This window comes from Nonomuraea sp. NPDC049028 (genome assembly GCF_043197735.1).
Taxonomy (GTDB): Bacteria; Actinomycetota; Actinomycetes; order Streptosporangiales; family Streptosporangiaceae; genus Nonomuraea.
Genome location: NZ_JBICTR010000002.1, coordinates 1,023,874 through 1,049,809 on the forward strand (window position 1 = coordinate 1,023,874; position 25,936 = coordinate 1,049,809).

19 protein-coding genes are annotated in these 25,936 nt (G+C 70.8%); 7 read left to right on the forward strand and 12 right to left on the reverse strand.

The features are described 5' to 3' along the window. Positions 1-23: 23 nt before the first annotated feature. The 6 genes from ACGFJ2_RS10850 to ACGFJ2_RS10875 form a co-directional block, all read right to left on the reverse strand. Positions 24-776, reverse strand: coding sequence for an isocitrate lyase/phosphoenolpyruvate mutase family protein (locus ACGFJ2_RS10850; RefSeq protein ID WP_393466929.1), 753 nt, complete (start codon positions 774-776; stop codon positions 24-26). After that, positions 773-1,558 carry a cytochrome P450 gene (locus ACGFJ2_RS10855; RefSeq protein WP_393466932.1) on the reverse strand — a complete coding sequence of 262 codons (786 nt, stop codon included), beginning with the start codon at positions 1,556-1,558 and terminating at the stop codon, positions 773-775. Before ACGFJ2_RS10855 ends, ACGFJ2_RS10850 begins: the two co-directional genes overlap by 4 nt. A 111-nt stretch (positions 1,559-1,669) precedes the next feature. Next, positions 1,670-2,389 (reverse strand): DUF998 domain-containing protein, encoded by a 720-nt coding sequence (locus ACGFJ2_RS10860; RefSeq protein WP_393466934.1) that lies wholly within the window; start codon positions 2,387-2,389, stop codon positions 1,670-1,672. After that, complete coding sequence (locus ACGFJ2_RS10865; RefSeq protein WP_358191808.1) at positions 2,386-3,600, reverse strand: glycosyltransferase; 1,215 nt, start codon at positions 3,598-3,600, stop codon at positions 2,386-2,388. Before ACGFJ2_RS10865 ends, ACGFJ2_RS10860 begins: the two co-directional genes overlap by 4 nt. A gap of 91 nt (positions 3,601-3,691) precedes the next feature. After that, the gene (locus ACGFJ2_RS10870; protein WP_357943044.1) at positions 3,692-4,495 is read right to left on the reverse strand and encodes a DMT family transporter; all 804 of its coding nucleotides are present in this window, start codon (positions 4,493-4,495) and stop codon (positions 3,692-3,694) included. A gap of 36 nt (positions 4,496-4,531) precedes the next feature. Next, positions 4,532-5,149, reverse strand: a complete 618-nt coding sequence (locus tag ACGFJ2_RS10875; RefSeq protein WP_393466938.1) for a DedA family protein — start codon at positions 5,147-5,149, stop codon at positions 4,532-4,534. 438 nt (positions 5,150-5,587) lie between these two features. On the opposite strand from ACGFJ2_RS10875, the gene ACGFJ2_RS10880 reads away from it, so the two are divergent. Next, the gene (locus ACGFJ2_RS10880) at positions 5,588-6,565 is read left to right on the forward strand and encodes a hypothetical protein (protein WP_393466941.1); all 978 of its coding nucleotides are present in this window, start codon (positions 5,588-5,590) and stop codon (positions 6,563-6,565) included. Here the strand turns inward: ACGFJ2_RS10880 and ACGFJ2_RS10885 are convergent. The 3 genes from ACGFJ2_RS10885 to ACGFJ2_RS10895 form a co-directional block, all read right to left on the reverse strand. Beyond that, positions 6,473-7,102 carry a VC0807 family protein gene (locus tag ACGFJ2_RS10885; RefSeq protein ID WP_393466944.1) on the reverse strand — a complete coding sequence of 210 codons (630 nt, stop codon included), beginning with the start codon at positions 7,100-7,102 and terminating at the stop codon, positions 6,473-6,475. The two genes, ACGFJ2_RS10880 and ACGFJ2_RS10885, sit on opposite strands and share 93 nt — an antisense overlap. A gap of 261 nt (positions 7,103-7,363) precedes the next feature. Beyond that, positions 7,364-8,035: a leucine efflux protein LeuE gene (gene leuE / locus ACGFJ2_RS10890; protein WP_393466947.1), complete on the reverse strand. Its 672-nt coding sequence runs from the start codon at positions 8,033-8,035 to the stop codon at positions 7,364-7,366. 47 nt (positions 8,036-8,082) lie between these two features. Continuing rightward, on the reverse strand, positions 8,083-9,288 hold the full coding sequence (locus tag ACGFJ2_RS10895; protein WP_393466950.1) for a serine hydrolase domain-containing protein: 1,206 nt from the start codon (positions 9,286-9,288) through the stop codon (positions 8,083-8,085). A gap of 196 nt (positions 9,289-9,484) precedes the next feature. Between ACGFJ2_RS10895 and ACGFJ2_RS10900 the strand changes: the two genes are divergently transcribed. Together ACGFJ2_RS10900 and ACGFJ2_RS10905 are read left to right on the forward strand one after the other, a co-directional pair. Next, positions 9,485-10,579, forward strand: a complete 1,095-nt coding sequence (locus ACGFJ2_RS10900; RefSeq protein ID WP_364012923.1) for a putative sulfate exporter family transporter — start codon at positions 9,485-9,487, stop codon at positions 10,577-10,579. Positions 10,580-10,667: 88 nt separating this feature from the next. Then, the gene (locus tag ACGFJ2_RS10905) at positions 10,668-14,000 is read left to right on the forward strand and encodes a BTAD domain-containing putative transcriptional regulator (RefSeq protein WP_393466954.1); all 3,333 of its coding nucleotides are present in this window, start codon (positions 10,668-10,670) and stop codon (positions 13,998-14,000) included. Here ACGFJ2_RS10905 and ACGFJ2_RS10910 read toward each other — a convergent pair. Next, entirely contained in the window at positions 13,973-15,556 is a 1,584-nt protein-coding gene (locus tag ACGFJ2_RS10910) for a CocE/NonD family hydrolase (protein ID WP_393466957.1), read from the reverse strand. The genes ACGFJ2_RS10905 and ACGFJ2_RS10910 overlap by 28 nt on opposite strands. Before the next feature lie 231 nt (positions 15,557-15,787). On the opposite strand from ACGFJ2_RS10910, the gene ACGFJ2_RS10915 reads away from it, so the two are divergent. The 3 genes from ACGFJ2_RS10915 (at position 15,788) to ACGFJ2_RS10925 (ending at position 21,768) form a co-directional block, all read left to right on the forward strand. Next, on the forward strand, positions 15,788-17,620 hold the full coding sequence (locus ACGFJ2_RS10915) for a M14 family zinc carboxypeptidase (RefSeq protein WP_393466960.1): 1,833 nt from the start codon (positions 15,788-15,790) through the stop codon (positions 17,618-17,620). Between the two features lie 392 nt (positions 17,621-18,012). Next, positions 18,013-19,701 (forward strand): fibronectin type III domain-containing protein, encoded by a 1,689-nt coding sequence (locus ACGFJ2_RS10920; RefSeq protein WP_393466963.1) that lies wholly within the window; start codon positions 18,013-18,015, stop codon positions 19,699-19,701. Between the two features lie 402 nt (positions 19,702-20,103). Continuing rightward, positions 20,104-21,768, forward strand: a complete 1,665-nt coding sequence (locus ACGFJ2_RS10925; protein WP_358191885.1) for a carbohydrate binding domain-containing protein — start codon at positions 20,104-20,106, stop codon at positions 21,766-21,768. 72 nt (positions 21,769-21,840) lie between these two features. Here the strand turns inward: ACGFJ2_RS10925 and ACGFJ2_RS10930 are convergent, their stop codons facing one another. Then, positions 21,841-23,424 (reverse strand): molybdopterin-dependent oxidoreductase, encoded by a 1,584-nt coding sequence (locus ACGFJ2_RS10930; RefSeq protein WP_393466968.1) that lies wholly within the window; start codon positions 23,422-23,424, stop codon positions 21,841-21,843. Between the two features lie 117 nt (positions 23,425-23,541). Between ACGFJ2_RS10930 and ACGFJ2_RS10935 the strand changes: the two genes are divergently transcribed. Continuing rightward, complete coding sequence (locus tag ACGFJ2_RS10935) at positions 23,542-24,933, forward strand: hypothetical protein (protein WP_358191895.1); 1,392 nt, start codon at positions 23,542-23,544, stop codon at positions 24,931-24,933. Here ACGFJ2_RS10935 and erm read toward each other — a convergent pair. Further along, positions 24,922-25,743: an ErmE/ErmH/ErmO/ErmR family 23S rRNA (adenine(2058)-N(6))-methyltransferase gene (gene erm, locus ACGFJ2_RS10940; RefSeq protein WP_393466971.1), complete on the reverse strand. Its 822-nt coding sequence runs from the start codon at positions 25,741-25,743 to the stop codon at positions 24,922-24,924. The two genes, ACGFJ2_RS10935 and erm, sit on opposite strands and share 12 nt — an antisense overlap. Positions 25,744-25,936: the final 193 nt, after the last annotated feature.

The following is a 25,936-nucleotide window of genomic DNA, read 5'->3' on the forward strand; positions in this document are numbered from 1 at the left end:
CGCGAAGATCGCGGCGATCTCCGCTATCGCGGTCCCGGCAGCATCGCGACGATCTCCGCGTACGTCGGCGCCGGTGGTGCCGTCTTCCCCTGTACGGCCAGCAGGCTAGACAACGCCCCGTGCAGCGAGGCCCGGTACAGCAGCGACCCGGTGCTCACCCTGGCGACGCCCACCGAGGCGAGCTGGGCCAGCGTGGGCCCGTCAGGCAAAAAGAGCACGTTGACCGGCAGCGGCGTGCTCGCCACCACCTCGGCGATCTCCCCCAGCTCGCGCAGGCCGGGGACGAAGACGCCGTCGGCGTGCCCGTAGGCGCTCACCCGCTCCCGCGTGTCGCCCGTCTTCAGCCAGTGGGTGTCGGTCCGGGCGTTGACGAACACGCCGTGGCCCGTGGCCGCCTCGATGATCCGCTGGTGCAGCCCGATCGGCCGCAGCGTGCCGTCGGGCCGGCCGTCTTCCAGGTTGACGCCCGCGACGCCCAGGGCCGCGAGCGCCGCGACCAGGTCGGACACCTGTGCCGGATCGTCGCTGAAGCCGCCCTCGATGTCGACGGTGATCAGGACGCCGAGGTCCGTGAGCAGCTCGGCCAGTTCGATCGTCTCCGCCTTGGTGGCGCCCGCGGCGTCCGGCTTGCCGTGTACGGCGGCCACGCCGAGGCTGGTGGTGCCGATCGCCGGGAAGCCCTGGGCGGCCAGCATGGCGGCGGACCCGTAGTCCCAGGCGTTGGGCAGCAGCAGCGGGTCGCCCGGCCGGTGCAGGTCGCGGAACGCGGTGCTCATCGGATGTCCTTCGGTCGCAGGATCGCCTCCAGCACGCCGGCCGCCAGGGCGAGCGCGTGGGCGGAGGCGGGGCAGGGGCGCACGCCCGAGCCGAATGTCAGGTGGGGCGTCGGGCCGCGCGAGACGTCGAACAGCTCGGGTCGCTGGAAGACGGCCGGGTCGCGGTTGGCGGCCACCAGGTCGATCGTGACCTCCTCGCCCGTCTGCCGGTCGAGCCTGCGGCTGGCCTTGAGCGGCGGATCGTGGCGGAGCGTCTCGTGCAGCAGGTCGTCGGTGTCGTCGCCGGGTTCGGCGTGGGTGAGCGCGTTCGCGATGAGGGCCGTCGTGGCGGCGTGGGCCTGCAGGAGGATGGTGATCCCGGGGATCGGGTCGCCCGCGCCGGACAGGAGCTCGACCAGCTCGGCCACCGCGGCGTCGGCCTCGGGCCCGGCCTCGCCGGACAGGTAGCCCGCGGCGGCGGCCGTCACCGCTCCCGTCAGCCGCTTCTCGTCGGTGATCCCGAGCGCGGCGCCGAGCACCGCCGTCGGGACGCCCGGCCAGTCGCCGCCCCGCTCCAGCGTCTTCGCCGTGGCGGCCTGTCTCAGCGCGGCCGGGTCGAGCGCGGCGAGTCGTTCGGTGACCAGACGGCGTCGTTCGGCGTGGACCTCGCCGGTGCTGAACCGGGACACCTGGGAACGGAGCCAGGCCAGCGTCCCGTAGGGCGCGTCCTGGCGCACCGGAGGCGGCACGTAACGGGTGTCGGCCAGCACCGATACGGCTTCGGCATGGCGGGTGATGAACATGGGACCCACGCTAGGCCGGAATCCCTTCGACGCCGGACGAAGTGTCGGCGCGTCAGACCGCCGGGGAGCGTCCCCCTGGCAGGCTGACGGGCGAGGCGACGTGCCGGCGCGTCAGGCCGCCAGGCGCTCGGGGTGCTCGGGATGCTCGGGGTGCTCGGCCGGACCGGGCCGTGCCGCTGACCGGGCTGCGGGGCGCCGTTCCACGGCGGTCATGGCCATGCAGACGACCAGCGCGATGTCGGCCAGCACCACGCCGCGCTCCAGCAGCCCGTAGTAGGCGCCGCCGCCGATCAGTGGCGAGGTGAAGGCGGCCGGGTGCGCGGCCAGATAGGCGACCAGCGCCACCACCGAGGTCACGCTGAGCGCCCTGACCCGGTTCCACTTCGGCAGGGGCGCGCGGCCCCTGGCCAGGGTCCAGCCGGCCACGGGCAGGGTGGTGAAGATGACGGCCGAGGACCAGCGGTGGATCTCACCCGCCAGCGAGCCGACCGCCGCGTTGCCTGGGTCGGTGGGGAAGACCGCGCTCAGCATCAAGCCGGCCGTGGCGGCCAGCAGCAGTACCCGGGCGGCCGCGCTGCGGGCGGGCTCGCGGGTCGCCAGCGCGTACGCGAGGGACAGGCAGGATCCGGCCAGCGCGAGCATGCCGATCAGCACGGGCGCCATCCCGCCGGGGATCAGCGCGTAGTCGCTCAGCAGCGGCTGACCGGGCAGCGCGAACTGCGCGTAGCCGAGCGCGGCGACGGCGGCCAGCGCGCCGGCCACGGCGCTCACCACGGGCACCGTCACCGAAACCGGCTCCACACCGCGACCTGGGAGGTCCGTTCGGGTCATCGGGTCACCTCGTCATAGATCTTCTCGAAGCGGGCCAGGGAGTTCTGGTGGTCGTGCGTGAGGGCCAGGTCGCGGCTCGCCTTGCCGAGGCGGGCACGCAGGTCGTCGTCGGTGAGGATGGTGGTCATGTGGCGGGCCAGCGACATGACGTCTCGCGGCTCGAACAGGTAGCCGTTGTCCGCCACCAGGTGCGGCAGGGCCATGGCGTTCGCCGCGACCACGGGCAGCCCGCTGGCCATGGCCTCCAGGGTCGCGATGCTCTGCAGCTCGGCGACGCTCGGCATGGCGAACAGGTCGGCGGCGGCGAAGGCCTGCGGCATGTTCTCGTCGGGCACGTAGCCGAGGAAGAACACCCGCTCGCGGACCCCGATGCGCTCGGCCAGCCGCTCCAGCTCCGGCCGCTGGTTGCCCTGCCCGACGAGCGCGATCTGCGCGTCGGTCTCGTTGAGCACGTACGGCAGCGCGCGGACGAGCTCGTCGAGGCGCTTCTCCTCGTCCAGGCGGCCGACGAACAGCGCGGTGGGGCGGTCGGGCAGGTCGAACAGCTTGCGGGCCCATGCCTTGGGCTCGGCGTGCGGGTAGAAGCGGGCCAGGTCGATGCCGCAGGACACCGATTCCACCTCGCGGGCGAAGCCCTGGTCGGCCAGCAGCTTGGCGGCCAGCGGCGTGGGCGTGGTGATGTGGTCGGCACGGTCGAAGATCCGGGCGAAGTCGCGCCAGGCCAGTTGACCGGCCTTCTGCCGGAGCCGGTCGGGGATGTGGCCGAACTGGAAGAGGTTGTCCGGCATGAAGTGGTTGGTGGCCACGATGGGCACCTGGCGGCGGCGGGCGGCGGCGATGGCGGCCCGGCCGACCACGAAATGCCCCTGGGAGTGCAGGACGTCGGGCTGGACGGCGTTCATCAGCCAGTCCAGCCGGGTGGGGACGGTGACCCGCATCGTGGGGTGGACCAGGAGGGGCGCGGAGCGCAGCCGGTGCACCACCACGCCGTCGACCACGTCGGCCGTGGCCGGGCCCTGGTCCGACTGGCAGACGACGTGCACCTCGTTGCCGCGCGCCGCCAGGCCGCTGGCCAGGCGGTAGGTGAAGACGGCGGTGCCGTTGACATCGGGTGGGTAGGTGTCGGTGGAGATCAGGATGCGCCGCGGACGCGCGGGGGCGGGCGCGAGCTCGGGGCGCTGGGCGGCGGTGGTGCGCAGGGGCATGACCATGACAGGGGACTCCAGTCGAAAGATGATCGCCGACCGGCTGGGGAAGGCCGGTGCGGGAGTAGGTGGTGGGGGTAGGTGGTTCGGGGGCAGGTCAGTGGCGCGCCTCCAGCGGAGTGGTGCGAGCCAGTGCGAAGGTCCCCGCCGCGGTCAGCGCCGCCGCCGCGATCGGGGCCAGTCCGGAGGGCAGCGGCTCGCCCAGCAGCAGCGCGCCGAAGGCGACCGCCGTGAGCGGGTCGGCGATCTGCAGCGAGGCGAAGGAGACGCCGAAGTGGCCGACGGCGTAGGCCCGCTGGAGCATCATCAGCGCCAGCAGCGCGGGCACCGGCATTGCCAGCAGGTACCACCAGTTCCAGGAGCCGTCGACCAGCGCCCGCATGAGCGTGGCCGTGGCGCCGTACAACACGCCCGAACTGGTGGCCAGCAGCGCCGCCCGGCCCGCCGGCGAGGCGATCTTCGAGCCCGCCCAGAGCAGCACCGACGCGATGCCGGCGACCGCCAGCAGCGTCAGTACGCCGTTCGGGCTCAGGTACGTCGGGCCTTCGGCCGCGGGCACCAGCAGGACCAGGCCGATCAGCCCGGCCGCCACCACACCCGCGGCGCTCAGTTCCTTGCGTGAGGGCCGGCGGCCGTGCAGCGCGGCGGCGATCGGCAGCGCGAACAGCAGGCTCGCCACCCCCATCGGCTGCACGACGGTCAGCGGGCCCAGGCCCAGGGCGACGATGTGCAGGCCGCCGCCGGACAGGATCGACAGGCCGCCGAGCAGCCAGCGCGGCCTCCGCAACAGCATGAGCAGGGTGGGCTTGGTCGTACCGGCCGCTTCGAACTGCTGAAGCGCGGCGCCGAGCGCGAAGAATAGGGAACCGACCAGGGCGATAACGGCGGCCAGGACAGTCATGCCCACTCCTCTCAAACAGATGGTTACCGGGCGAGGTCAAACAGACGTGTCCGCCGGAAGGCGCTCCGGGGAAGCCTGGGTGGCGCGTCGCTTCCGCGCCCACCGGATGACCTCGACCAGGCCGGTGACGGACAGGGCGATGCCCAGGCCGAGCAGCAGTCCCTTGATCGGGTCGTTCTCGAAGGCCATCCCGCCGAAGAAGCCGATCAGGCCGGAGTACAGGCCCCACGAGGCGGCCGCGATCGCGTCGAAGAAGGTGAAGGAACGCAGCGGATGGCGTACGGCGCCCATGGTCAACGTGGTCGCGGTGCGCCCGCCGGGGATGTAGCGAGCGGCCACGAGGATCATCCCGCCGCGCTCGGCCAGCGCGTTCCCGGCCCACACGAACGCCTTGCGGTGCCGCAGCCGCCCGCCCGACTTCTTACCGATCAGGTAGGAGACATGGTCGCCCGCGAAGGCGCCCAGCGCGGACACCACGATCACCAGCGCCAGGTTCGTCTGCCCGGAGGCGGCGAAGACGGCCGCGGTGATCACCGCGGTCTCCGCCGGCACGACCGGGAAGAACCCGTCGAGGAGCGCCAGCGCGAACAGCGCCACGTACAGCCAAGGTGACGACATCACCTGCTGGACCAGTTCCAGAATGGCGTGCGACATTGCGTGTACTCCGATCGTTGAGGCGCCCTCACAGCGTGTCTGTGTGAGGTGCCGTGGGACATCGGGGATCACCCCGGTCGAACGCGTGCCCCACCCCGATAGGGGTCAGGGCGCGCACCTTTTGAAGCTAGAAACTCCGCAGGTCACGGCACATCAGTCGATCGGCACACATGACCCCCGACTTTCGTCAGGGGCGGTCATACGACCTCCGGGCGACACTCTTCGATCAAAGCGGGTCGCCGCTACCAGCACAGGAGTGTGGGTGGGCGGCTTTGGGGTGGGGTTAACACCACCGGGGATGGTTTATCCAGCACCACCCTGACTTTCGTCAGGGTAGTTCCCCTACTCCCATCCGGACGCCGGGTTCCCCCTCACGGGTGAGGCGGATCCCTCCGCTGCGGGAGGGATGGCCGGGGTGGCGAGGCGCACTGTGGGCACATGACTCCCCAGAAGGCCGGAATCGGCCGCATCACGGCGGCGGTCGTGGCGATGGCCGCCATGCTCCCGTACCTGACTTTGAAGATCTTCTGGCTGACCGGCCGTCCGGTGGGCGTCTCCGACCCGGCGTTCATGAACGATCCGGCGATGGTCGGGCTGAACGTGATGACATTCGGCATGGACGCGGTCGCGCTGCTGCTGGCGCTGGCGTTCACCACGCGGCGGGGCATGCGGCTGCCCGCCTGGCTGGTGCTGCTGCCCCTCTGGGTCGGCACCGGCCTGCTGTCGGTGGTAATCGTCACGGTGCCGGTCAGCGTCCTGGTCTCCGGCCCGTCGATCTTCGTGACGGACGGGCCCATCGCGCCCTGGGTGTACATGATGGTCTACGGCGGGTTCATCGGGCAGGGCGTGGGGCTGATGGTGGCGTTCGTCCTGTACGCCCGGGACCGGTGGCCCGTCGTCTTCTCCACAGCCCTTGGGTACGGCTACGTGAGCCCGACCAGGTCGTTCCAGACCGTCGTCGCCAGAGGGGCGCTACCGGTGTCGGCCGTGCTCGGCGCGACCCGCCTGTATTGGGCCGCCGGTAACGCCGCGCCGGATCAGGTGCTGCAGGACGGCTTCAAGGGCCTGCTCGCGCTCGGGGCGGGGCTCGCGCTGGTCCTCCTCGTCAGAGGCCGGGGCTCCGGGGCGTTCTGGCCGCCACTGGTGGTGGGCTGGCTCGGCACGGGCGTCATGTTCGGCTGGGGGCTGTACGCGATGATCCTCACGGTCACCGCCGGGCCGCTCGGGGCGAAGATGACCGGCGTGGTGGGCCTGGTGGAGCTGTTCGGCACGCTGACCGGGCTGGTGATGGCGATGTGCGGGGCGTTCCTGCTGGCCGAACGGTCAGGCGTGGGCCACGTGCAACCGGCGCAGGAGGCGCTTGAAGGCGAAGATCGAGAAGGCGATCGCGAGACCGCTGATCACGGCCACCACTGAGGTGCGGAGCAGCATGAACGTGCTGAGCGACTCGTGCAGCGCGAGCCAGATGCTCACCGTCGAGTTGGCCATCAGCACGAACGCCCACAGCAGCGTGATCCTGGCGAAGAACCTGCGGACCCGCTCATGCTTGAGCACCGCCGACGGCAGGTGGATGTAGTCGAGCGTGAGCTTCTGCACGAGCGGCCTGTTGAGCCGTACCGAGGCCAGGAAGGCCACGCTGATGCAGAGCGTGCCCAGCTCCGGCTGGATGAAGTAGACCACCCAGCTGCCGGTCCAGAAGCCCACGGCGGCGCGCGCGGTGATCGCGATCGCGGCCAGGATCATCGTGGCGGGCACCCGGATACCCCTGATCAGCCGCCAGGCGACGCCGAGGTAGACCCAGGACACGGCCGCGGCCAGCGCCCCGTTGAGCCCCAGCACGGCCAGGGCGGCGTAGAACACGGCGAGCGGCGCGACCACGCCTTCGAGCAGCCGAGGCACCGCCTGTCGCACAAGAGCGGTCAGACGCGGCAGGGTTACGGGAGGGTGATTCACGACTGCTCCGCAAATTGGCCGACGATCAGCGAACTACCCGAGCTTCGGGAGACCAGGCTTCCCGGACGGACCGGTGGAGATTACGAATTGGTTACTCCGGGTCTGCCGGTGGCTTACCGTACCCGACGAATCGGTATGCCACTGCCTCTTTTGCCACGTTCCATGAGTTTGTGGCTGTCCGACTCGGTGCGGCGCGGGTGGCGCGCCGCCGCCGATCGTCACTCAACCAGAGCTCGCTTGAGCCCCGCCGTAGAAGCGGTTTCAGCTCAGTGAAGTGGTCGCCAACTTGGCCCCGAAACCGAGGAACAGGGCGCCGACACCCGAGGTCAAGCCCGCGCTAAGTTTTCTGCGGGCGCGGAACTGGGTGGCCAGGAAGGTGCCCCCGAGGATGAGCGCGGTGAGGTAGAGCAGGCTGAAGACCTGGATGATCGCGCCCAGTATGAGGAACGACAGCACCGGCGCGGTGTAGCCAGGGTCCACGAACTGGATGAAGAACGAGACGAAGAAGAGGATCGCCTTGGGGTTGAGCAGGCTGATCGTCAACGCCTTGCGGAACGGGCGGAGGCGGCTGCCCGGGATTTCCGCGTCAACGGCCTTGGCCGGGGCGGCGTCGGCGGTGCTGGGCCGGGAGCGCCAGGCGCGCCAGGCACTCCGCAGCATCTGAAAGCCGATCCACGCCAGGTAGCCGGCGCCCGCGTACTTGACGATGCTGAACAGCACCGGGCTGGAGCGCAGCAGGGACGCCGCGCCCGCGGCCGTGAACGCCATGAGAACCGTGTCACCGACGAAGACGCCCGCCGCGGCCCGGTAGCCGTGCCGCACCCCGTGCTGGGCGGCCGCGCTCAGGACGTACAGGGAGTTGGGGCCCGGCAGCAGGATGATGAGGAAGGCACCGAGGACATAGGTCGAGAGATCCGTGATACCGAAGAACATGCCGCTCGCTCCTGGAATGCGTAATGACAAGCCAGGGTATCGCGCGATTAATCCCTCGGCGCGTACCAAATTCCTCCATGCACCTGCTGGTAACCGAGCGCCCGATAAGTGGCGTCCGCCAGGGCCTGGCCGCGCGGGTTGACGCCGAGTCCGATGCCCTGCTTGTTCATCGTGTAGCCGAAGGCCAGCCGGGCCGCCGGGTCGCAGAAGCCGAGCGAGCCGCCCATGCCCGCGTGCCCGAACGCGGTCGCCGACAGCAGCGCGCCCTCGCTGTCGGCGGGCGGCAGGTACCTGTTGTCGACCGCCTTCATGAACCCGGTCGAGAACCGGGTCGGCACGGCCAGCACCGCGTCGGTCCCGGCCGAGGCGGTCAGCCCCATGACGGCCAGCTGCTCCTCGGTCACGAGTTCGCCACCCCCGAGGGACAGCGGCCGGTACATGCCCGCCAGGCCCCTGGCATTCGTCACCGCGCCGACGGCGCCGTATTCGGCCGCGTGCGCCTGGCGGCTGTCCGACTCGCCGGGCGTCGTCATGTAGCCGCCCTCGTTGGCCAGCAGCAGCCCCGGAATCGAGGCGGGATCGGTGAACGCCTTGACGTAGAACATGGGCGGGTCCGACGGCGGGTCGGCGGGGATCGTGGGCGCCACCCGGCTTTCCTGCTCCTCCGGCAGGCCCAGCCAGAAGTCCAGGCCGAGCGGCTCGGCCACCTCCTCGCGGAAGAACGTGCCGAGCGAGCGCCCGCTCACCCTGCGGACGACCTCGCCGACCAGGAACCCGAACGTCAGCGCGTGATAACCGTGACGGCTGCCCGGCTCCCAGAACGGCCGCTCGCCGGCCAGCCGATCGACCATCAGCTTCCAGTCGTAGAACGCCCCGGGCGCCAGCGGCTCGCGCAACACCGGAACCCCCGCCTGGTGCGAGAGCAGATGCCTGACCAGCGTCGCCTCTTTGCCGTGGGCCCCGTACTCGGGCCAGTAGCGGACGACGGGGGCATTGAGATCCAGCTCACCGCGCGCGGCCAGCATGTGCGCGCAGAGCGCCGTGGCGCCCTTCGTACATGACCAGACATGGCCGATGGTGTCGTGCAGCCAGGGGACGCCGGGCGCGGCCTGGCCGCCCCAGAGATCGACGACCATCTCACCGTCGAGCACCACGCACACCGACGCGCCGACCTCGCCGCGAAGCGCGAGGTTACGATCGAACTCCTCTGCGACCTGGGAGAACCTGGGGTCGCACGTCCCTTGTACGGTCATTGCCCGAATCCATCACGAAAGCCGACCGGTGTAAACCGGCTACCCCGATGACTGCGGACCCCCTTTACCTTGATTCCATGTAGGTTTAGTGTGAAAACATGCGGTCGATCAACGAAGACTGGGCGGCGACCATCGTCGGCCTGGCGCTGCTGTTGCTCGTCATCACCGGTGTGATCCCGGCCGGGTTGGTGCCCTGATGAGCGCCGAAGCAACCGAAGGCCGGACGGCCACCGGTCTGGACGTCGCCGGAGGAGTGCTGGTGGTGCTGGTGCTCGGCGCCGCCACCAGGTTCCTGGAACAGAGCGTGCCCGACGCCACCAAAGGAGGGCCGTTCGAGCAGCTGGGCGCGGCCGTCGAGTATCCCGTCTACGCCATCGCCCTCGGCCTGCTCGGCAATGCCGTCCTGAGCGCCACCGGGCTGCGGGAGCGGCTCGCCGGCGGCTTCAGGACCGAGTTCTTCATCAAGACGGGCCTGGTGCTGCTCGGCGCGTCGATCAATCTCAAGGTGATCGTCACCGCCGCGGGCCCGGCCATCGCCCAGGCGGTCGTACTGATCAGCTGCGTCTTCCTGTTCACCTGGTGGCTCGGCGGGCGGCTGGGGCTGGACGACAAGCTGCGGGCGCTCCTCGCCTCCGCCGTGTCGATCTGCGGCGTCAGCGCGGCCATCGCCGCGGCCGGAGCCGTACAGGCCAAGAAGGAGCAGCTGGCCTACAGCGCGAGCCTGGTGATCGCGTTCGCGCTGCCGTCCATCTTCGTGCTGCCCTGGCTGGCCGGGGTGCTGGGGTTGAGCCCTGAGGTGGCGGGCGCGTGGATCGGCGGCAACATCGACACCACAGCGGCGGTCACGGCGGCCGGGGCGATCGTCGGCGAGCAGGCGCTGCAGGTCGCCACCATCGTCAAGGTGACGCAGAACGCGCTCATGGGCGTCGTCGCCGTCGCGCTCACCGCCTACTTCGCCTTCAAGGTCGAGCGCCGCCCCGACGCGCCCCTGCCGCGCCTGGCGGACCTGTGGCACCGCTTTCCGAAGTTCGTGCTCGGCTTCGTCGCCGCCTCGGTGATCGCCACCTGGTATCTGGGCGCGGGCGGCGACAAGGCTGCCATCGCCGTGGTGAACGACCTGCGGGTGTGTTTCCTGATCCTGGCGTTCGTCAGTATCGGGCTGGAGTTCCGCGTCTCCTCGCTCAGGGAGGCCGGCTGGCGTCCGGTCGGCGTTTTCGCCGCCGCGACGGCGGTGAACCTGCTGCTGGCGCTGGGGCTGGCCGCGCTGTTGTTCGGCGGGTTCGCCGTTTGAGAGTGGGTACGGCTCGCGTGGCTAGGGGTGGTCGCGCGAGCCGTACCACTTGAGCGCCCATCCGGGGGAAAGCGGCAGGATGGGATTCGTGCGGATATCCATCCTGGGGACACTGGAAGTGACCGGCGCGGAGCCGATCGCGGTCGGTGGGTTCCGGTTACGGGCGCTCCTGGCCATCCTCGCCCTCGAAGCCGGGCGGACCGTCACGTCGGAGCGGCTCATCGACATGCTCTGGCCGCAGGAGCCGCCGGGCAACGCCGCCAACGCGCTGCAGACGCTGGTCAGGCGGCTGCGCGTGGCGCTCAGGCCGTACGAGATCGTGGAGAGCCGGGCGGGTGGCTACGCGCTGGCCGTCGACGCCGACCAGGTCGACGCGCTGCGCTTTCGCCGCCTGACCGGCCTCGCCAAGCTCGATCTGACCGGCCTCGCGAAGATCGATATGACCGGTCTGGCGCAGCTCGATGAGGCGCTCGCGCTCTGGCGGGGGCCCGCGCTCGCCGGTCTTGGCGCCGTGCCGCACCTGGCCAACGTGGCCGCCGGGCTGGAGGAGGACCGGCTGGCCGCGATCGAGGCCCGCGCCGAGGCGCGGCTGGCGGCCGGGCTGCCGGCCGACTTGGCCGCCGAGGTGGCCGCGCACCCCCTCCGTGAGCGGCTGTGCGCGCTGGAGATGCGCGGGCTGGCCGCCGCCGGGCGGCAGGCCGACGCGCTGGCCCTGTTCGAGCGCACCCGCCGGACACTCGCCGACGAGCTCGGCGTCGACCCGGGGCCCGAGCTGCGCGCCGCTCACCTGGCGGTCGTGTCGGGCGAGGTCCCCGTACGGCAGGACCCTCCCAAGGGCCTGCCCAAGGGCAACGTCCGGGTCCCCCTGACCACGTTCATCGGCCGCGAGGACGAGCTGGACCTGCTGACCACCGTCCTCGGTCACGCCCGGATGGTCACGATCGTCGGCCCGGGCGGCGCGGGCAAGACCAGGCTGGCCGCCGAGGCGGCCCTGCGCATGGACACGCGGTTCGACGGCGCGTGGATGGTCGAGCTGGCCTCCGTCACCGACCCTACGGCTCTGCCCGGCGCGGTGCTCGACGCCCTTGGCCTGCGCGAGGACCGGCCCGGCTACTCGCATCACCGGCCGGATATGACCGACTATCCGCGCCAAAGGCCGGACACGCCGGGCGCCTGGGCGGACGGGCGACCGGGAGGGGGCGGAGAACCGGTAGGGGCCGGGCGGCTTGGCGGGGCCGGGCCGCTCCAGCAGGTGGTCGAGGCCCTGGGCGAGCGCCAGGTGCTGGTCGTGCTGGACAACTGCGAGCACCTCGTCGACGCCGCCGCGCGCCTGGCCGATGACCTGCTGGCCGGCTGCCCCGGCCTGCATGTGCTGGCCACCAGCCGGGAGCCGCTCGGCGTGCCGGGGGAGCGGCTGGTGCCCATCCCGCCGCTGGAGCCGCCCCCGACCGGCGTGGACGCGACCCGAGCGGCCGAATACCCGTCGGTACGCCTGCTGCTCGACCGTGCCACGGCGGCCCGGCCCGCGTTCGCCCTCGACGCGGGGAACGTCACGGCCGTGGTGGCCCTGTGCCGCCGGCTGGACGGCATGCCGCTGGCCATCGAGCTGGCCGCGGCCCGGCTGCGGACGATGACGCCGCGGCAGCTCGCCGACCGCATCGACGATCGCTTCCGGCTGCTGACGGGCGGCAGCCGTACGGCGCTGCCCCGCCAGCAGACGCTCAGAGCGGTGGTGGAGTGGAGCTGGGACCTGCTCGACGAGCCCGAACGCGAGCTTGCCCGCGGGTTCGCGGTCTTCGCGGGCGGCGCCACACTCGAATCCGTCGAGGCGGTGTGCGGTGGCACCGCCCACGTGCTGGGCGCGCTGGCCGACAAGTCGCTGGTCCAGGTGTCGCCGGAGGGCCGCTATTCGATGCTGGAGACGATCCGCGCGTACGCCGCCGACCGGCTGGCCGAGACCGGGGAGACGGCGGCCTACCGGCGGCGCCATGCCGTACACCTGCTCGATCTCGCCGAACGGGCGGTTCCCCAGCTGCGGACCGGCGCGCAGATCGAGTGGATCGAGCGGCTCTCGGCCGAGCGAGACGACTGCTCGGTGGCGCTGCGCTGGGCGCTCGACGAGGGCGACGTGGAGATCGCGCTGCGGCTCTGCGCGGCTCTCAACTGGTATTGGTGGATGTGCGGCTACCGGCACGAGAGCGCGAACTGGGCGGCGCAGGTGCTGGACTTGGCGGGCGACACCCCGCCTCCGGGTCTGGTGAGGGCGTACGTGGCCTGTCTGTTCGCGGATGGGGTGAGTAAGTTCGCGTCGATCGTCAGTGATCGGGCGGCCATGCGGGTCCTGTCCGTGCGGATGAACGAGCTGATCACGGCCGCGGAGCGGGAAGGACCCGTCCACCCGCTGCTGCTGATCAGCCGGGCCGTCATGGCGAGCGCGGCCGGGCAGGACGAGCGGGCCGCCGCGCTGCTCGATCACCTCGCCGAGAGCGACGACCTCTGGCTGGCCAGCTCGGCCAGGATGCTCGGCGGGCCGCACGCGTCCGAAGAGCGGCTCGAGCAGGCGGTGGCCGGGTTCAGGAAGCTGGGCGAACGGTGGGGGCTGAGCGAGGCGCTGCTGAATCTGGCCGCGCTGCGCGCCGCGCGCGGGGAGCCCACGGAAGATCTGATCGCTGAGACCCAGTCTCTCACCAGCGAGTGGGTGAGCTCGGAGGAGACGATCTCGACGCTGACCCGGTTGGCGACGCTCCGCGCGCAGAGCGGCGACCTTGACGGCGCCGCCGCCGACCTGGCCAAAGCCCGACGCGGAGTCACAGCGGACCGGATCACCAGCCGGGCCGCCGACGGAACCACCGATCGGGCCGCCGACGGAACCACCGATCGGGCGGCCGACCGGAGCCGTGCTCGGCTCGGCGCGGATGCGGAGATCTCGGCGTTCACCCTCATCCAGCTCGGCATGGGGGAGGCCGCGCTGGCCTACCGGCTCGGCGATGTCGAGGAGAGCCTGGCCACCTACCGCGACCTTTTCCCGCTGCTGGCCGAGGCACCGCCGATTCCGCAGCTCGCGGTGGCGGTGCACACCGGCTACGGCAGGGCGCTGACGGCCGGTGGCGACCCCGCGGCCGGGCTCGAACAGCACCGCCTGGCGCTCGGCCTGCTGGGTGCCACGCCGGATCTGCCGTACCTGTCGATCGTACTGGCCGGGTGCGCGCTGGCCGAGCTGTCGGGCGGTGACCCGGAACGCGCGGCCGTCCTGTTCGGCGCGTCGGCCGCCGTCGAGCCGCCCGACGCGTCGGCCGACACCGTCGAGGGGACGGCGTCGGCCAGGGCCGCGCTCGGCGATGCGCGCTACGACCACCTGTACGGCGAGGGCGCCGCCATGACCAGGCAGGAGGTCTACGAGATGATCGGCAGCATCGCGTAGGAGGGGTCGTGGACCGTGGTCGTGCCCTTCTGGGGGTTCCTGGCGAACCTGGGGAAGTTCGATCCCGCCACGTCGATCCTGATCCGGTGTCCGGGGCGGAAGAGGTTCGAGATCGCGCCCAGCTCGACCCTGACCTCGCGCACCTCGCCGGGCGCCAGGTCCGTCACCCGGGTGATGGCGTCGGTCAGCAGCTCGGCCCGGCCGCCGGGGTGCACGTCGATCAGCTTGACGGCGACGTCCGCGCTGGTCGCGGTGGACGACACGAGCACGATCAGCTCGACGTCCCCGGTCACCTCCAGCGCGGCGTCGAGCGGTTCGCTCTGGTGACGCAGCACGTCGCCGCGGTCGTCGAGCGGGCGCTGGTCGAGCGGCCCGAAGGCGTCGAACGTCATCACCGCCCCGCCCACCGTGGGGACCGGGTCGTCGGGGTCGCTGACGAACTCGCCGCCCCCGCCGCCCGCCGGGACGGTGCTGAGCGTGCCGTCCGGGCCCAGGTGGTACGCCACGCGCCGGGCGGCGGGTGGCGGCCAGTCGGACGCGGTACGCCACTCGTCGGCGCCCATCAGGAAGTACGTCACCGTGGCCCGGTCGGCCGGCGGCTCCCCGCGCAACCACTGGCCGAACCACTCCAGGTGCAGGCCGGTCCAGTCGATCGCGTCCTGGCTCGCTCCTGCCCCGTAGTCACGCCCGCAGACATTGCCGTCCTGCGTGAAGTGCGCCCACGGGCCCACGACGAGCCGGGATCCGCCGCGCAGGTGCTGGTAGTGGCCGACGGAGGCGTCGCGGAAGTAGTCGTACCAGCCGGTGCCCACCAGCGCCGGCACCTCGATCTCGGCGTAGTGGACGGCGCCGTCTCGCCACATCTCCGCCGCCGGGTCGGGATGGTCCATCCAGCCGGCGTAGAAGGGCACAAGGTCGGTCAGGAGCGGCTGGTCGCTGAGCGGCAGGCGCTCGGCCAGCCGCAGCATGGTCTCGGGGAAGCGATCGGGGAAGCCCAGTGCCGCCAGATAGGCGTCCCTGTCGGCGGCGAGCGCCGTTCCCCGGTTGATCCGGCGCTCCAGCTCGTCGAGCGCGAGCACGGCCGCGCTGACGGTCAGGACCACGTTGAGGTTGGGCACGCCCGAGTGGTAGACCACCTCGTGCAGTGACGCGGGCGCCACGTGCGGCGCGATGGCCCGCAGGCCCGCCGGGCGTTCCTGCGCGGCCAGGAGCTGGGTGATGCCCAGGTAGGAGTCGCCGAACATGCCGACGTTCCCGTCCGACCAGGGCTGCGTGGCCGCCCACCGCACCGCGTCGTAGCCGTCGGCGGCCTCGCCGGCGATGAAGGTGAGCTCGCCGTCCGAGTCGCCGGTCCCGCGCACGTCCTGGACGGCGACCGCGTATCCGGCGGCCACCAGCCGGGCCAGGTCCAGGTGCATTCCGGGCCCCGGATCCGTCCTGCCGTACGGCGTGCGGGACAGCAGCACCGGGAAGGGGCCGGGCCCGGCGGGCCGCCAGAGCGTGGCGACGAGGGTGACGCCGTCGCGGGTGGTCATGGTCTCCGTGGTCTTGATCATGGGATCCTCCTGTCGCAGGCCCTCAGCACTGATGCTCATGTCACTCAGCGTGTCTGAACGCCCTGGTAGAGGGCTGGCATTAACCTGGCACTTGTCTGTCAGGCTCTGGAGCCGGCAGGAAACGGGCCCACCGGACGGGCCGGAAAGTTGGGCCTTTCCCAACCACCGCAACGTCCTCACCCTCGGTTCAGGCGCGTGTCAACGACATCCCACGCGCCCGAGGAGGACTAGGTGAAACGCCGTTTTGTCATCCTGCTCGCCGTCCTCGGCCTGGTCTGCCTGACCGGCATGACCGGAGCCGGGGCCGCCGCCGAGCCGCCGCCGAACCGGCAGTATCGCGTGGAGGGACCGGCGAACGCCCAGCAACGCAGCGCCGTCGCCGCGACCGGCGCCGCGATCGACGAGGTGGCCACGGGGTCGGTCCTGATCACCGCCACGACGGCCGAGGTGGACGCGATCAGGCGCCTCGGTTACCGGGTCTCGGAGGTGCCGCGCCCGTTATCGCCGTCCGGCGGCGTCGGGACCTTTGACTTCCCGCCGGCGGACTCCGGCTACCACAACTACGCCGAGGCGAACGCCGACATCAACGCGCTCGTCGCCGCTCATCCCAACCTCGCGACGGTCTCCACGTACGGCACGTCGTACGAGGGCAGAGCCCTGCGCGTCATCAAGATCAGCGACAACGTCGCGACCGACGAGGCCGAGCCGGAGGTGCTCTTCACCGCGCACCAGCACGCCCGCGAGCACCTCACGGTGGAGATGGCGCTCTACCTGGCGCACCTGCTGGTGGACAACTACGGCACCGACCCCCGGATCACGAACCTGGTGAACTCCCGGGAGATCTGGATCATGCCGGACCTGAACCCGGACGGCGGCGAGTACGACATCGCCAGCGGCTCCTACCGCTCCTGGCGTAAGAACCGCCAGCCGAACAGCGGCTCGTCGGCCGTCGGGACCGACCTGAACCGCAACTGGGCCTACAACTTCGGCTGCTGCGGCGGCTCCTCCGGCAGCACCTCCAGCGAGACCTACCGCGGCGCGGCGGCCGAGTCGGCGCCCGAGGTCAGGGCCGTGGCCAACTTCGTACGCGGCCGCGTCGTCGGCGGCGTCCAGCAGATCAAGTCGAACATCGACTTCCACACCTACGCCGAGCTCGTCCTGTGGCCCTACGGCTTCACCTTCAACGACACGGCCCCGGGCCTGACCCAGGACGACCACGACGCGTTCGCGGCACTCGGCCGGAACATGGCCTCCACCAACAACTACACCCCGGAGCAGGCCAGCGACCTCTACATCACCGACGGGACGATCGACGACTGGCTGTGGGGCGCGTACAAGATCTTCAGCTTCACCTTCGAGATGTACCCCGTCAGCTCCAGCCCGGGCTTCTACCCGCCGGACGAGCAGATCGTCCCGCAGACCACCCGGAACAGGGAGGCGGTGCTCCGCTTCCTCGAGTACTCCGACTGCGTCTACCGGATCATCGGCAAGGAGTCCCAGTACTGCGGCACCGGCACCCCGCCCGTGACCGTCTACTCCGACACCTTCGAGACGGGCACCGGCTGGACCGTCAACCCGAGCGCCACGGACACGGCCACCCTCGGCGCGTGGGAGCGCGGCGTCCCAGAAGCGACCACCTCCTCCGGCGCCAAGCAGCTCGCCACCACGGTCAGCGGCACCAACGACCTGGTGACGGGCCGCCTCGCGGGCACCGCCGCGGGTGACTTCGACGTCGACGGCGGCATCACCTCGATCCAGTCGCCGCCCATCACGCTGCCCGCCACCGGCACGCTCAGCCTCTCGCTGTCGTGGTACCTGGCGTACGGCTCGAACGCCTCCAGCGCCGACTACTTCCGGGTCAGGGTGGTCGGCAACACCACGACGACCGTCTTCCAGCAGGCCGGCGCGGCGGCCAACCGCAACGGGACCTGGGCCACGGCCACGGCCAGTCTGAGCGCGTACGCGGGGCAGACGGTCCGCATCCTCATCGACGCCGCCGACGCCTCCGGCGCGTCCCTGGTCGAGGCGGGCGTCGACGACGTCCGCATCACCCAGCAGAACTGATCGTCCCTTCGGCCGGTCACCACGGCGGAGCACCGAGTGCGGGTGCTCCGCCGTAACCATTTCTTTGGGTCTTGTAAGACCCCGGTGTCAAGGCTACGATCGCGGCAACTCTTAGGAAACTTTCCTAAAAGAAATCATGAATCAGGAAGCCATGTCCCGGTCGCCGCCGCCTTCCTCCACTCTGACCCAGAGTGTTCCGGGCCGTCGAAGTGACCCTCCGGCGTAGGCCGCTGACTGGCCGAACAAAGCGAACCCCTCCTGCTGCCACCCCCCAGCGGCCCGCGCCACCCCGCGGGCCCATGCCGTACGGCTTGCGCTCTCACCCCCCGGCGCAAGCCGTACGGCACGCCACAAGGACATGACCCGTCACAGCCGCACCACCAGGGAATGCCATGAGATTTCGCCGCATGTTCCTCGCCTTACTCGCCGCCCTGGCCATGATGGGGGCCGGGCTCACCACCGTCTCGACCAGCGCCTATGGGGCTGTGGCCCTCGCCTACCCCGCGTGGACGGCATGGACCGCCTACAGCGTGGGCACCCGCGTCACCTACAACGGCGTCGACTACGAGTGCATCCAGGCTCACACTTCCCAGCCCGACTGGACGCCGGATGCCGTGCCCGCCCTGTGGAAGACCGTCTCCGGCGGCGGCGGCGACACCACCGCCCCCTCGGTGCCGGGCAACCTCCGCTCGACCGGCACGACCTCCAGCAGCGTCTCGCTGGCCTGGAACGCCTCCACCGACAACGTCGGCGTCACCGGCTACAACGTCTACCGGGGCTCGACGCTGGTGACGACGGCCACCGGCACCACCTACACCGACGGCGGGCTCGCGGCCTCCACCAGCTACACCTACACGGTCCGCGCCCGTGACGCCGCCGGGAACCTCTCGGCCGCCAGCAACTCCGTCACCGCCACCACCTCAGCCGGCACCGGCGCCCCCGGCCAGCCGGGCTCGCCGAGCGTCAGCGGGTCCACGAACAGCTCGCTCTCCCTGTCGTGGGGCGCGTCGTCGGGCACGGTCACGGGCTATCGCGTGTACGAGGGCAGCACGGTCAAGGCCACCGTCACCGGGACATCGGCCACCATCGGCTCCCTGGGCACCTGCACCTCGCACACCTTCACCGTCAGGGCGTACAACTCGGTAGGCGAGTCGGCCTCCAGCGCCGCGGTCACCGGGACGACCACCGGCTGCACCGGCGGCGGCAGCAAGCTGCCCGGCGCCCCCTACCTCTACATGGGCTGGGGCGACCCGCCCGCGCCCGCCACGGTGATGAGCGCGACCGGCGTCAAGTCGTTCACGATGGCGTTCATCCTGTCCAGCGGCGGCTGCAACGCGGCCTGGGACGGCAGCCGTCCGCTGACCGGCGGCGCCGACGCGCAGGCGATCTCGGCCATCAAGTCGGCCGGCGGCAGCGTGCAGGTCTCCTTCGGCGGCTGGTCGGGCAACAAGCTCGGCCCGAACTGCTCCTCGCCCTCGGCGTTCGCCGGCGCGGTGCAGACGGTCATCAACGCCGTCGGTCCCGCGGCCGTCGACTTCGACATCGAGAACACCGACGAGTTCGAGAGCGAGGCGGTCCAGGACCGCATCCTGAACGGCCTCAAGATCGTCAAGCAGAACAACCCCAACATCAAGGTCGTCGTCACCTTCGGCACCTCGACCACCGGCCCCACCTACTGGGGCACCCGCCTGATCAACCGCTCGAAGGAGCTCGCGGTCCCGATCGACAACTACACGATCATGCCGTTCGACTTCGGCGGCGGCTCGAACATGTACCAGAGCACGGTCAACGCCTCCGAAGGGCTGAAGAACACCCTCAAGACGGCCTTCGGCTGGTCGGACGCACAGGCGTACGCGCACATGGGCATCTCGGGCATGAACGGCCTGTCGGACCAGCAGGAGCTCACCTCCACGGCCACCTGGACGCAGATCCGTGACTACGCCAGGAACAACGGCCTGACCAGGCTCGCGTACTGGGCCGTCAACCGCGACCGGCCGTGCCCGGGCGGCGGGGTCGTGTCCAACTGCAGCGGGATCGCCCAGTCGAACTGGGACTTCACCAGGATCACCGCCGGCTTCTGAACCGGGACCGGCTCTTGAACCGGGACCGGCTTCTGAACCGGGACCGGCTCTTGAACCGGGACCGGCCTCTGAACCGGGACCGGCTTCTGAACCGGGACCGGCCCCACCGTCGGCTTCTGAACCAGGACCGGCCGACCGCCGGTTTCTGAACCGAACCGACCCACTGCCGATTCCTGAACCGGGACCGGCCCACCGCACCCGTCGCACCGGTGTCCCGCCGCCGGTGCGACGGGTAGCCCACGGGGGCGCGGCGGCACTTTCGCGAAGACCGAGTTCCACGAAGACCCGAGCTTCGCGAAGACCCGAGCTTCGCGAAGACCCGAGCTTCGCGAAGACGAGAACGTGAAGACCCGAGCTTCGCGAAGACGAGAACGTGAAGACCCGAGAACATTAGGGACCTCCATGAACCTGCGAGGACTCGCGGCGACCGCCGCCATCGCCCTGGGCCTCATAGCCCTCCAAGCCACACCCGCCTCAGCCGCCAACATCCTGACGAACCCCGGCTTCGAGTCCGCCCTGTCCGGCTGGACCTGCCAGACTTCCGCCGCCGCCCAGGCGGTGTCACAACCCGTTCACGGCGGTACGAAGGCCCTGCAGGCCACCCCGGCGGGCAATGACTACGCCCGATGCCAGCAGACCGTGACGGTCCAGCCCAACACGACCTACCAGCTGTCGGCATGGGTCCAGGGCAACTACATCTTCCTGGGAGCGACGGGCACCGGGATCGACGTCAGCACCTGGGGTGCCCCGGGCGGTCAATGGCAGCAGCTGAAAACGTCGTTCACCACCGGCGCGGGTGTGACCAGCGTGATCGTCTACGTCAACGGATGGTACGGCCAGGGCGCCTACTACGCCGATGACGTCGTGCTAGACGGACCGGGCGGTGCCCCGGACACGCAGGCGCCGACCGTGCCGGGAAGCCCGGCGGTCGGCGGTGCCACCAACTCCAGCCTGACCGTGACGTGGTCCGCCTCCACCGACAACTCCGGCAGCGTCGCCCGCTACGAGGTGTCCAGGGACAACGCGGCGCCCACGGCGGTCACCGGAACCACCTACACGGCCACCGGGCTCAGCGCCGCCACGACTTACGGCTTCCGCGTCCGGGCGTGTGACGCCGCCGGCAACTGCTCGGCGTACACGGCCTCCGTCAGTGGGAAGACCACCAACGACACCACGCCGCCGCCGACCGGTGACATCCGCTACGCGCCCTACATCGACATCACCATGAACACCCCGTCCCTGACCGGCGCTGCCGCCGCGACCGGGGTGAAGAACTACACGCTGGCCTTCGTGCTCGGCGACAGCACGGGCTGCAACCCGGCCTGGGGCGGGGTCATCCCGCTCACCGATTCCAGGATCATCAACGATGTCAAGGCGCTCCAGGCCCAGGGCGGCCAGGTGGTCGTCGCCAGCGGCGGCGCCCAGGGCCCGTACCTGGAGCACAACTGCGGCACCACCGCCACCCTGCTCGCCGCCTACAAGAAGGTGCTCGACGCGGTCGGCACGAACCAGCTGGACGTCGATGTCGAAGCGTCGATCGATGTGAACAAGGTCAACAGCGCGCTGAAGCAGTTGCAGTCCGAACGCGGCACCGTGGTGAGGTACACGCTGCGCGTCCAGGCACAGGACTACGGGCTCGACCCGTTCTCGGTGCAGATCCTCCAGGACGCCGCCGCCAAGGGCCTGAACGTGATCGTCAACCCGATGGTCATGGACTTCGGCTACACCGGCAACTGGGGCGACGCGATGGTCTCGGCCGCCCAGGCGACGCTCGGCCAGATGAAGGGCGTGTGGCCGTCGAAGACCGATGCCCAGCTCAAGCGCATGCTCGGCGTGACCCCGATGATCGGCAAGAACGACACGGGCCAGACCACCACTCAGGCCGACGCCCGCAAGCTGCGCGACTGGGCCAACACCAACCACATCGGCTTCGTCGGCTTCTGGTCGGTGGGCCGCGACAACGGCGGCTGCCCCAACGGCAGCGTCTCGCCGACGTGCAGCGGGATCTCCCAGTCGGCGTACGAGTTCACCGGCATCTTCAAGGGCTTCACTGGGTTCGCCGGATGAGCGCCGGCTAACGCACCAAGCCAGCTAACGCGCCAGCCAGCTAACGCGCCAGCCGGCTAACGCGCCAGCCGGCTAACGCACCAACTGGGTCGGTTTCACGGGCAGGCCCTGCCCCGGCGGACGGTACGTCGGCAGGGCCTCCCCGTACTCGTGCATCCACGCGTGATCGACCAGCAACCGCATCCGTCCTCCGGCGGCGACCCCCGCCGGATCCGGCGCGGCGGGCTCCATGTGATCGACGGTCAGCTTGGCCACCGCGTCCGCCACCAGATAGGCGTCGGGCGGCGCGAGGTCGCACCGGTCGTCGGGCCCGATGAGCAACTCCACCTCGGGCGGCAGCGGATAGATCGGGCGCGGGATGGCCAGCACGCGCGGCGTCGGCGCCATCGGCAACCCGTCACGCACCGCTTCGAGCAGCATCGACCGCGACGACCGCCGGTCGAACAGCCCCTCGGCCAGCGGCCAGCTCAGCGCGCCCACGTCCGTGCCGTCCTCGCCGCACGCGTGCAGACACAGGTACGGCACGAGCGGAATGGCCGACCCCGCGCCGGCCTGCGCCCAGCCGCCGCCGCAGCCGGTCAGTACGAGCAGCGCCAGCATCGCCCGGTAGGCGGTGTCGGCGTGGTTCGTCTCCAGCCGCCCCGGCACGATCATGCACCGCCCGCCGGTCCGCTCCGCCGTCGCCCCCAGCTCCCGCGCGATCTTCAGCGTGCGCGCGGCGGCCACCCCCGTGTACGCCTCCTGCCAGGCGGGCGTGTACGGCTCACCGCGATCGCCATAGCCGTCGGGCCAGCAGCCCGGCAACCCGTCGCGCGCCACCCCGTACACCGCCAGCAGCAGGTCGAACACCGTCGTCACCGGCTCGTCGCCGTCCCTGACCACCGGCACCCCGCGGCGCAGCAGCCCCGGCCCGTCGTCGAAGCGCGGCAGCAGCACCTCCACCGAGTCGCCGCCGTACACGCTCAGTCCTTCGGCGGGCCGCCCGGTCAGCCCGCCGGCCACGAAGGCGCCGCCGTGTTCGCGCAGCCGCACCAGGTATGGCAGGTCCGTATGCTCCATCGCGTGCCCGGCGAACGCCGCCCGCTCCAGGAAGAACTCCTTGAGCAGCACATGCCCCATGGCCATGGCCAGCGCCCCGTCGGTGCCCGGCCGGACGACCAGGGTCTCGTCCGACAGGCGCGTCGGATGCGGCCCGATCGCCACGACCTTCTGGCCCTTGTAGCGCCCGGCGATCACCAGGGGCATGTCGGGCGTGCGGACGAGCCTGTTGTTCTCGCCCCACAGCAGCACATACGCCGCTCGCGGCCAGTCCTCCGGCGAGGTGCCGGGGAACCCCTGGCCGAGCAGCTGGTCCGGCACGCTGGACTGCTCGGTCAGCACCGCGCCGCCCAGGCCGCCGATCAGCCCGGCGAGCGGCGAGGTGGACAGCGCGGCCACCCGGTCCGCGCCGTGCTCGCTGGCCGTGTGCACGATCGCCGCGGCGGCCAGCTCGGCCGCCGTCCCGTCGTCCAGCGGAACCCGCCTTCCACCCCTGGCCTGCTGGTAGACCTGCGAATTTCCTGTGAGTTTCGCCCACGCCGCGACCGGGTCACGCAGCCCGTCTTTCACCTCGAAGTAGAGCCTGACCAGAGCCTGGTTGACCTGCGATCCCCCCATGAGAAAAGTTCAGCACAGAGGGTCATGTTCTATCGCGTTACGACCCGCCATGTCAGAGTTAAGAATCGGAACCCTCGGTGGAAGTACTCAGAGGAGTACGGCAGGCTAGAAGCCGCCATGGATTACGCAGTTCTCACGGGGACGATCCTCGTCGCAGGTGTCTTGTTCGCTCTCATCGCCCAATGGCGTGACTGGCGACCCCCTCTCCTTGTCTCCGTGCTGGTCGGCGTGGCGGTACGTGTGGTGTTGATGTTCACCGCGGCCCACGACTCCTGGCAGCCCGTCGACTTCATGGAGAGCTTCCAGCCGGCGGGTCAGGCGGTGCTGAACGGTCAGGACCCGGTCCTGGCCAGCGAGGGCGGCTGGCACTTCCTGCCGACCATCCCCTACGTCTACGGGATCCTGCTGTGGCTGGGCATCCCGTGGGTCTACGCCGGACGCCTGGTCACCGTGGTCGCCGACATCGTGCTGATCCCGCTGGTCGCCAAGCTGGCCGGCGGCCCCAAGGCGTCGCTGCGCGCCCTGCAGTACGCGCTCAACCCGCTCGCCCTGCTCGTCGCCTGCATCCATGGCCAGGTCGAGCCGGTGGCGCTGGCCTTCGGCGTGGCCGCCTTCGTGGTGGCCCGCGGCCCCGGCTCACCCGACCGGGCCGGCGTCACGACTCAGGTGGTCGCCAAGGTACGCCGAGGCGTCGCGGCCTACGGCTGGCGGGCTTCGCTGCCCCGCGTCATCGGCCCCGGCGGCATGCTCCACCGCGCCCTCATGCCCGGCCCGATGGACCGGGCCGATCTGAAGCGCGGCGCGCTGGCCGGTCTGCTGATGGGCCTGGCCCTGTGCGCGAAGAGCTGGCCGATCTGGCTGATCCCCGGCATGCTGCTGCTCCTGCCCAACCTGCGGGCCAGGATCGCGGCGCTGTTCATGACCGGCGCGCTGCCGGTGTTCTTCCTGGTCACCCTGCCGATCTTCGCCGGCACGTCGCTCAAGCAGATCCCCGCGGTCATCGACACCATTCAGGACATCCGGCCGATCATCGGAGAGTGGGGCTGGACGCCGCACTTCACCGGCGGCGACTGGGCGCTGATCCCCGGCCTGGCCAAGATCGGCACCTACCTGATCTACATCTGCGTCGTCCTCGCGGTGCTGATCTGGCGGCGGGCCGACCCGATCGACATGACCCTGGCCATCCTGCTGATCTTCATGGTCGTCACGCCGCGGCTGGGCGCCCAATACCTCCTGTGGTTCATGCCGTTCCTGATCGCCAGGCCCACCAAGTTCGCCTGGCCGGCGATCATCGGCGTCTCGTTGTGGTCGGCGTACGGCTACCTGTACATGACCCAGTTCGACGACAACGCCTGGTGGCTGCTGCACCGCGACTGGTCGAGAGCGTCGATCGTGCTGCTGCCGATCCTGCTCATGGCGATGCCCTGGGGCCGCCGGTCCCCGGCGGCCCAGGTGCTCGCCCCGCCCGTCGGGCCGGCGGAGAAGGCCACGGTCACGTCAGCGGCATAGCCGCTCCCACAACGTGATCCACTGGTCGGGGTGGACGTGGCCCACCACCGTGTCGCGGGCGATGCCCGCGGCGGCGATGGCGGCGTCGACTCCCTCATAGCGGCGTCTGAGCGAGGCGCGCACCGAGCCGCCCACCCCGCCGAACCCCACCTCCACCAGCTCCTGATAGCCACGCCGGGCCTCGACCAGCGGCGTGGGCCGCCGCTCGATCCGCAGGATCGCCGAGTCGACCGACGGGACCGGCCGGAAGCTCTCCCTGCCGATCCGGTCGCCCAGCCGCCAGTGGAACCACGGCCACGACTCCACCGTCACCAGGCTCCAGCGGCCGTAGTCGCCCGAGCGCTTGCGGGCGTACTCCCGCTGGGTGAGCAGCGTCGCCGAGGTGAGCCCCGGCGCCCGCAGGCACCAGTCGACGATCCGCGAGGTGACCGAATAGGGGATGTTGCCGACGACCGCGAACGGCTCACGCGGCGCCCGCGCGCTCGTGAAGTCGCCTCTGACCACGTCGATCCGGGGATCGTCGCGGGTGCGCGCGGCGAGCCGGCCGGCCAGCCGCGGGTCGATCTCGTAGCCGATCACCTGGGCGCCGGCCTCGGCCAGTGCCCAGGTCAGTACGCCCTCGCCCGAGCCGGGTTCGAGCACCAGCCCTTCGGGGGCGGCCGCCTTGACCACCAGCTCGACGGCATGCCGGTCGACCAGGAAGTTCTGCGACAAGGCCCGCCTGGCCCGGTCTCTGGGCGTGCGACCGCCGCTGTTCCTGGCGTTCTTCTGGGTATGTGAATAGTTTCCGTGCGCGAAGTTCTGCGCCACAGCCGCCCTCTCGGGTCTTCGAGATGTATGGGTCTCTCGAAGGGCCCGGGGCGCGCCGGCGGACGCCTAGGTCGTAACCGCGTCAGCTAGCGGGCCCGAGCCCGGTCGCTGCGCAGACGCATGAAGCAGCAATACATGCCGACGATGCTAGGAACGCGGCAGCCGGCGCGGCAACCCAATAAAAAACCTGATG

Excerpts from the sequence above, each read along its gene's own strand:
- ACGFJ2_RS10935 (WP_358191895.1), top strand. The coding sequence starts at position 23,542 with ATGGATTACGCAGTTCTCACGGGGACGATCCTCGTCGCAGGTGTCTTG.
- ACGFJ2_RS10900 (WP_364012923.1), top strand. The coding sequence starts at position 9,485 with ATGAGCGCCGAAGCAACCGAAGGCCGGACGGCCACCGGTCTGGACGTC.
- ACGFJ2_RS10850 (WP_393466929.1), bottom strand. The coding sequence starts at position 776 with ATGAGCACCGCGTTCCGCGACCTGCACCGGCCGGGCGACCCGCTGCTG.
- ACGFJ2_RS10880 (WP_393466941.1), top strand. The coding sequence starts at position 5,588 with ATGACTCCCCAGAAGGCCGGAATCGGCCGCATCACGGCGGCGGTCGTG.
- ACGFJ2_RS10925 (WP_358191885.1), top strand. The coding sequence starts at position 20,104 with ATGAACCTGCGAGGACTCGCGGCGACCGCCGCCATCGCCCTGGGCCTC.
- ACGFJ2_RS10930 (WP_393466968.1), bottom strand. The coding sequence starts at position 23,424 with ATGGGGGGATCGCAGGTCAACCAGGCTCTGGTCAGGCTCTACTTCGAG.
- ACGFJ2_RS10920 (WP_393466963.1), top strand. The coding sequence starts at position 18,013 with ATGAGATTTCGCCGCATGTTCCTCGCCTTACTCGCCGCCCTGGCCATG.
- ACGFJ2_RS10855 (WP_393466932.1), bottom strand. The coding sequence starts at position 1,558 with ATGTTCATCACCCGCCATGCCGAAGCCGTATCGGTGCTGGCCGACACC.
- ACGFJ2_RS10865 (WP_358191808.1), bottom strand. The coding sequence starts at position 3,600 with ATGGTCATGCCCCTGCGCACCACCGCCGCCCAGCGCCCCGAGCTCGCG.
- ACGFJ2_RS10860 (WP_393466934.1), bottom strand. The coding sequence starts at position 2,389 with ATGACCCGAACGGACCTCCCAGGTCGCGGTGTGGAGCCGGTTTCGGTG.
- ACGFJ2_RS10875 (WP_393466938.1), bottom strand. The coding sequence starts at position 5,149 with ATGTCGCACGCCATTCTGGAACTGGTCCAGCAGGTGATGTCGTCACCT.
- leuE (WP_393466947.1), bottom strand. The coding sequence starts at position 8,035 with ATGTTCTTCGGTATCACGGATCTCTCGACCTATGTCCTCGGTGCCTTC.
- ACGFJ2_RS10870 (WP_357943044.1), bottom strand. The coding sequence starts at position 4,495 with ATGACTGTCCTGGCCGCCGTTATCGCCCTGGTCGGTTCCCTATTCTTC.
- ACGFJ2_RS10910 (WP_393466957.1), bottom strand. The coding sequence starts at position 15,556 with ATGATCAAGACCACGGAGACCATGACCACCCGCGACGGCGTCACCCTC.
- ACGFJ2_RS10895 (WP_393466950.1), bottom strand. The coding sequence starts at position 9,288 with ATGACCGTACAAGGGACGTGCGACCCCAGGTTCTCCCAGGTCGCAGAG.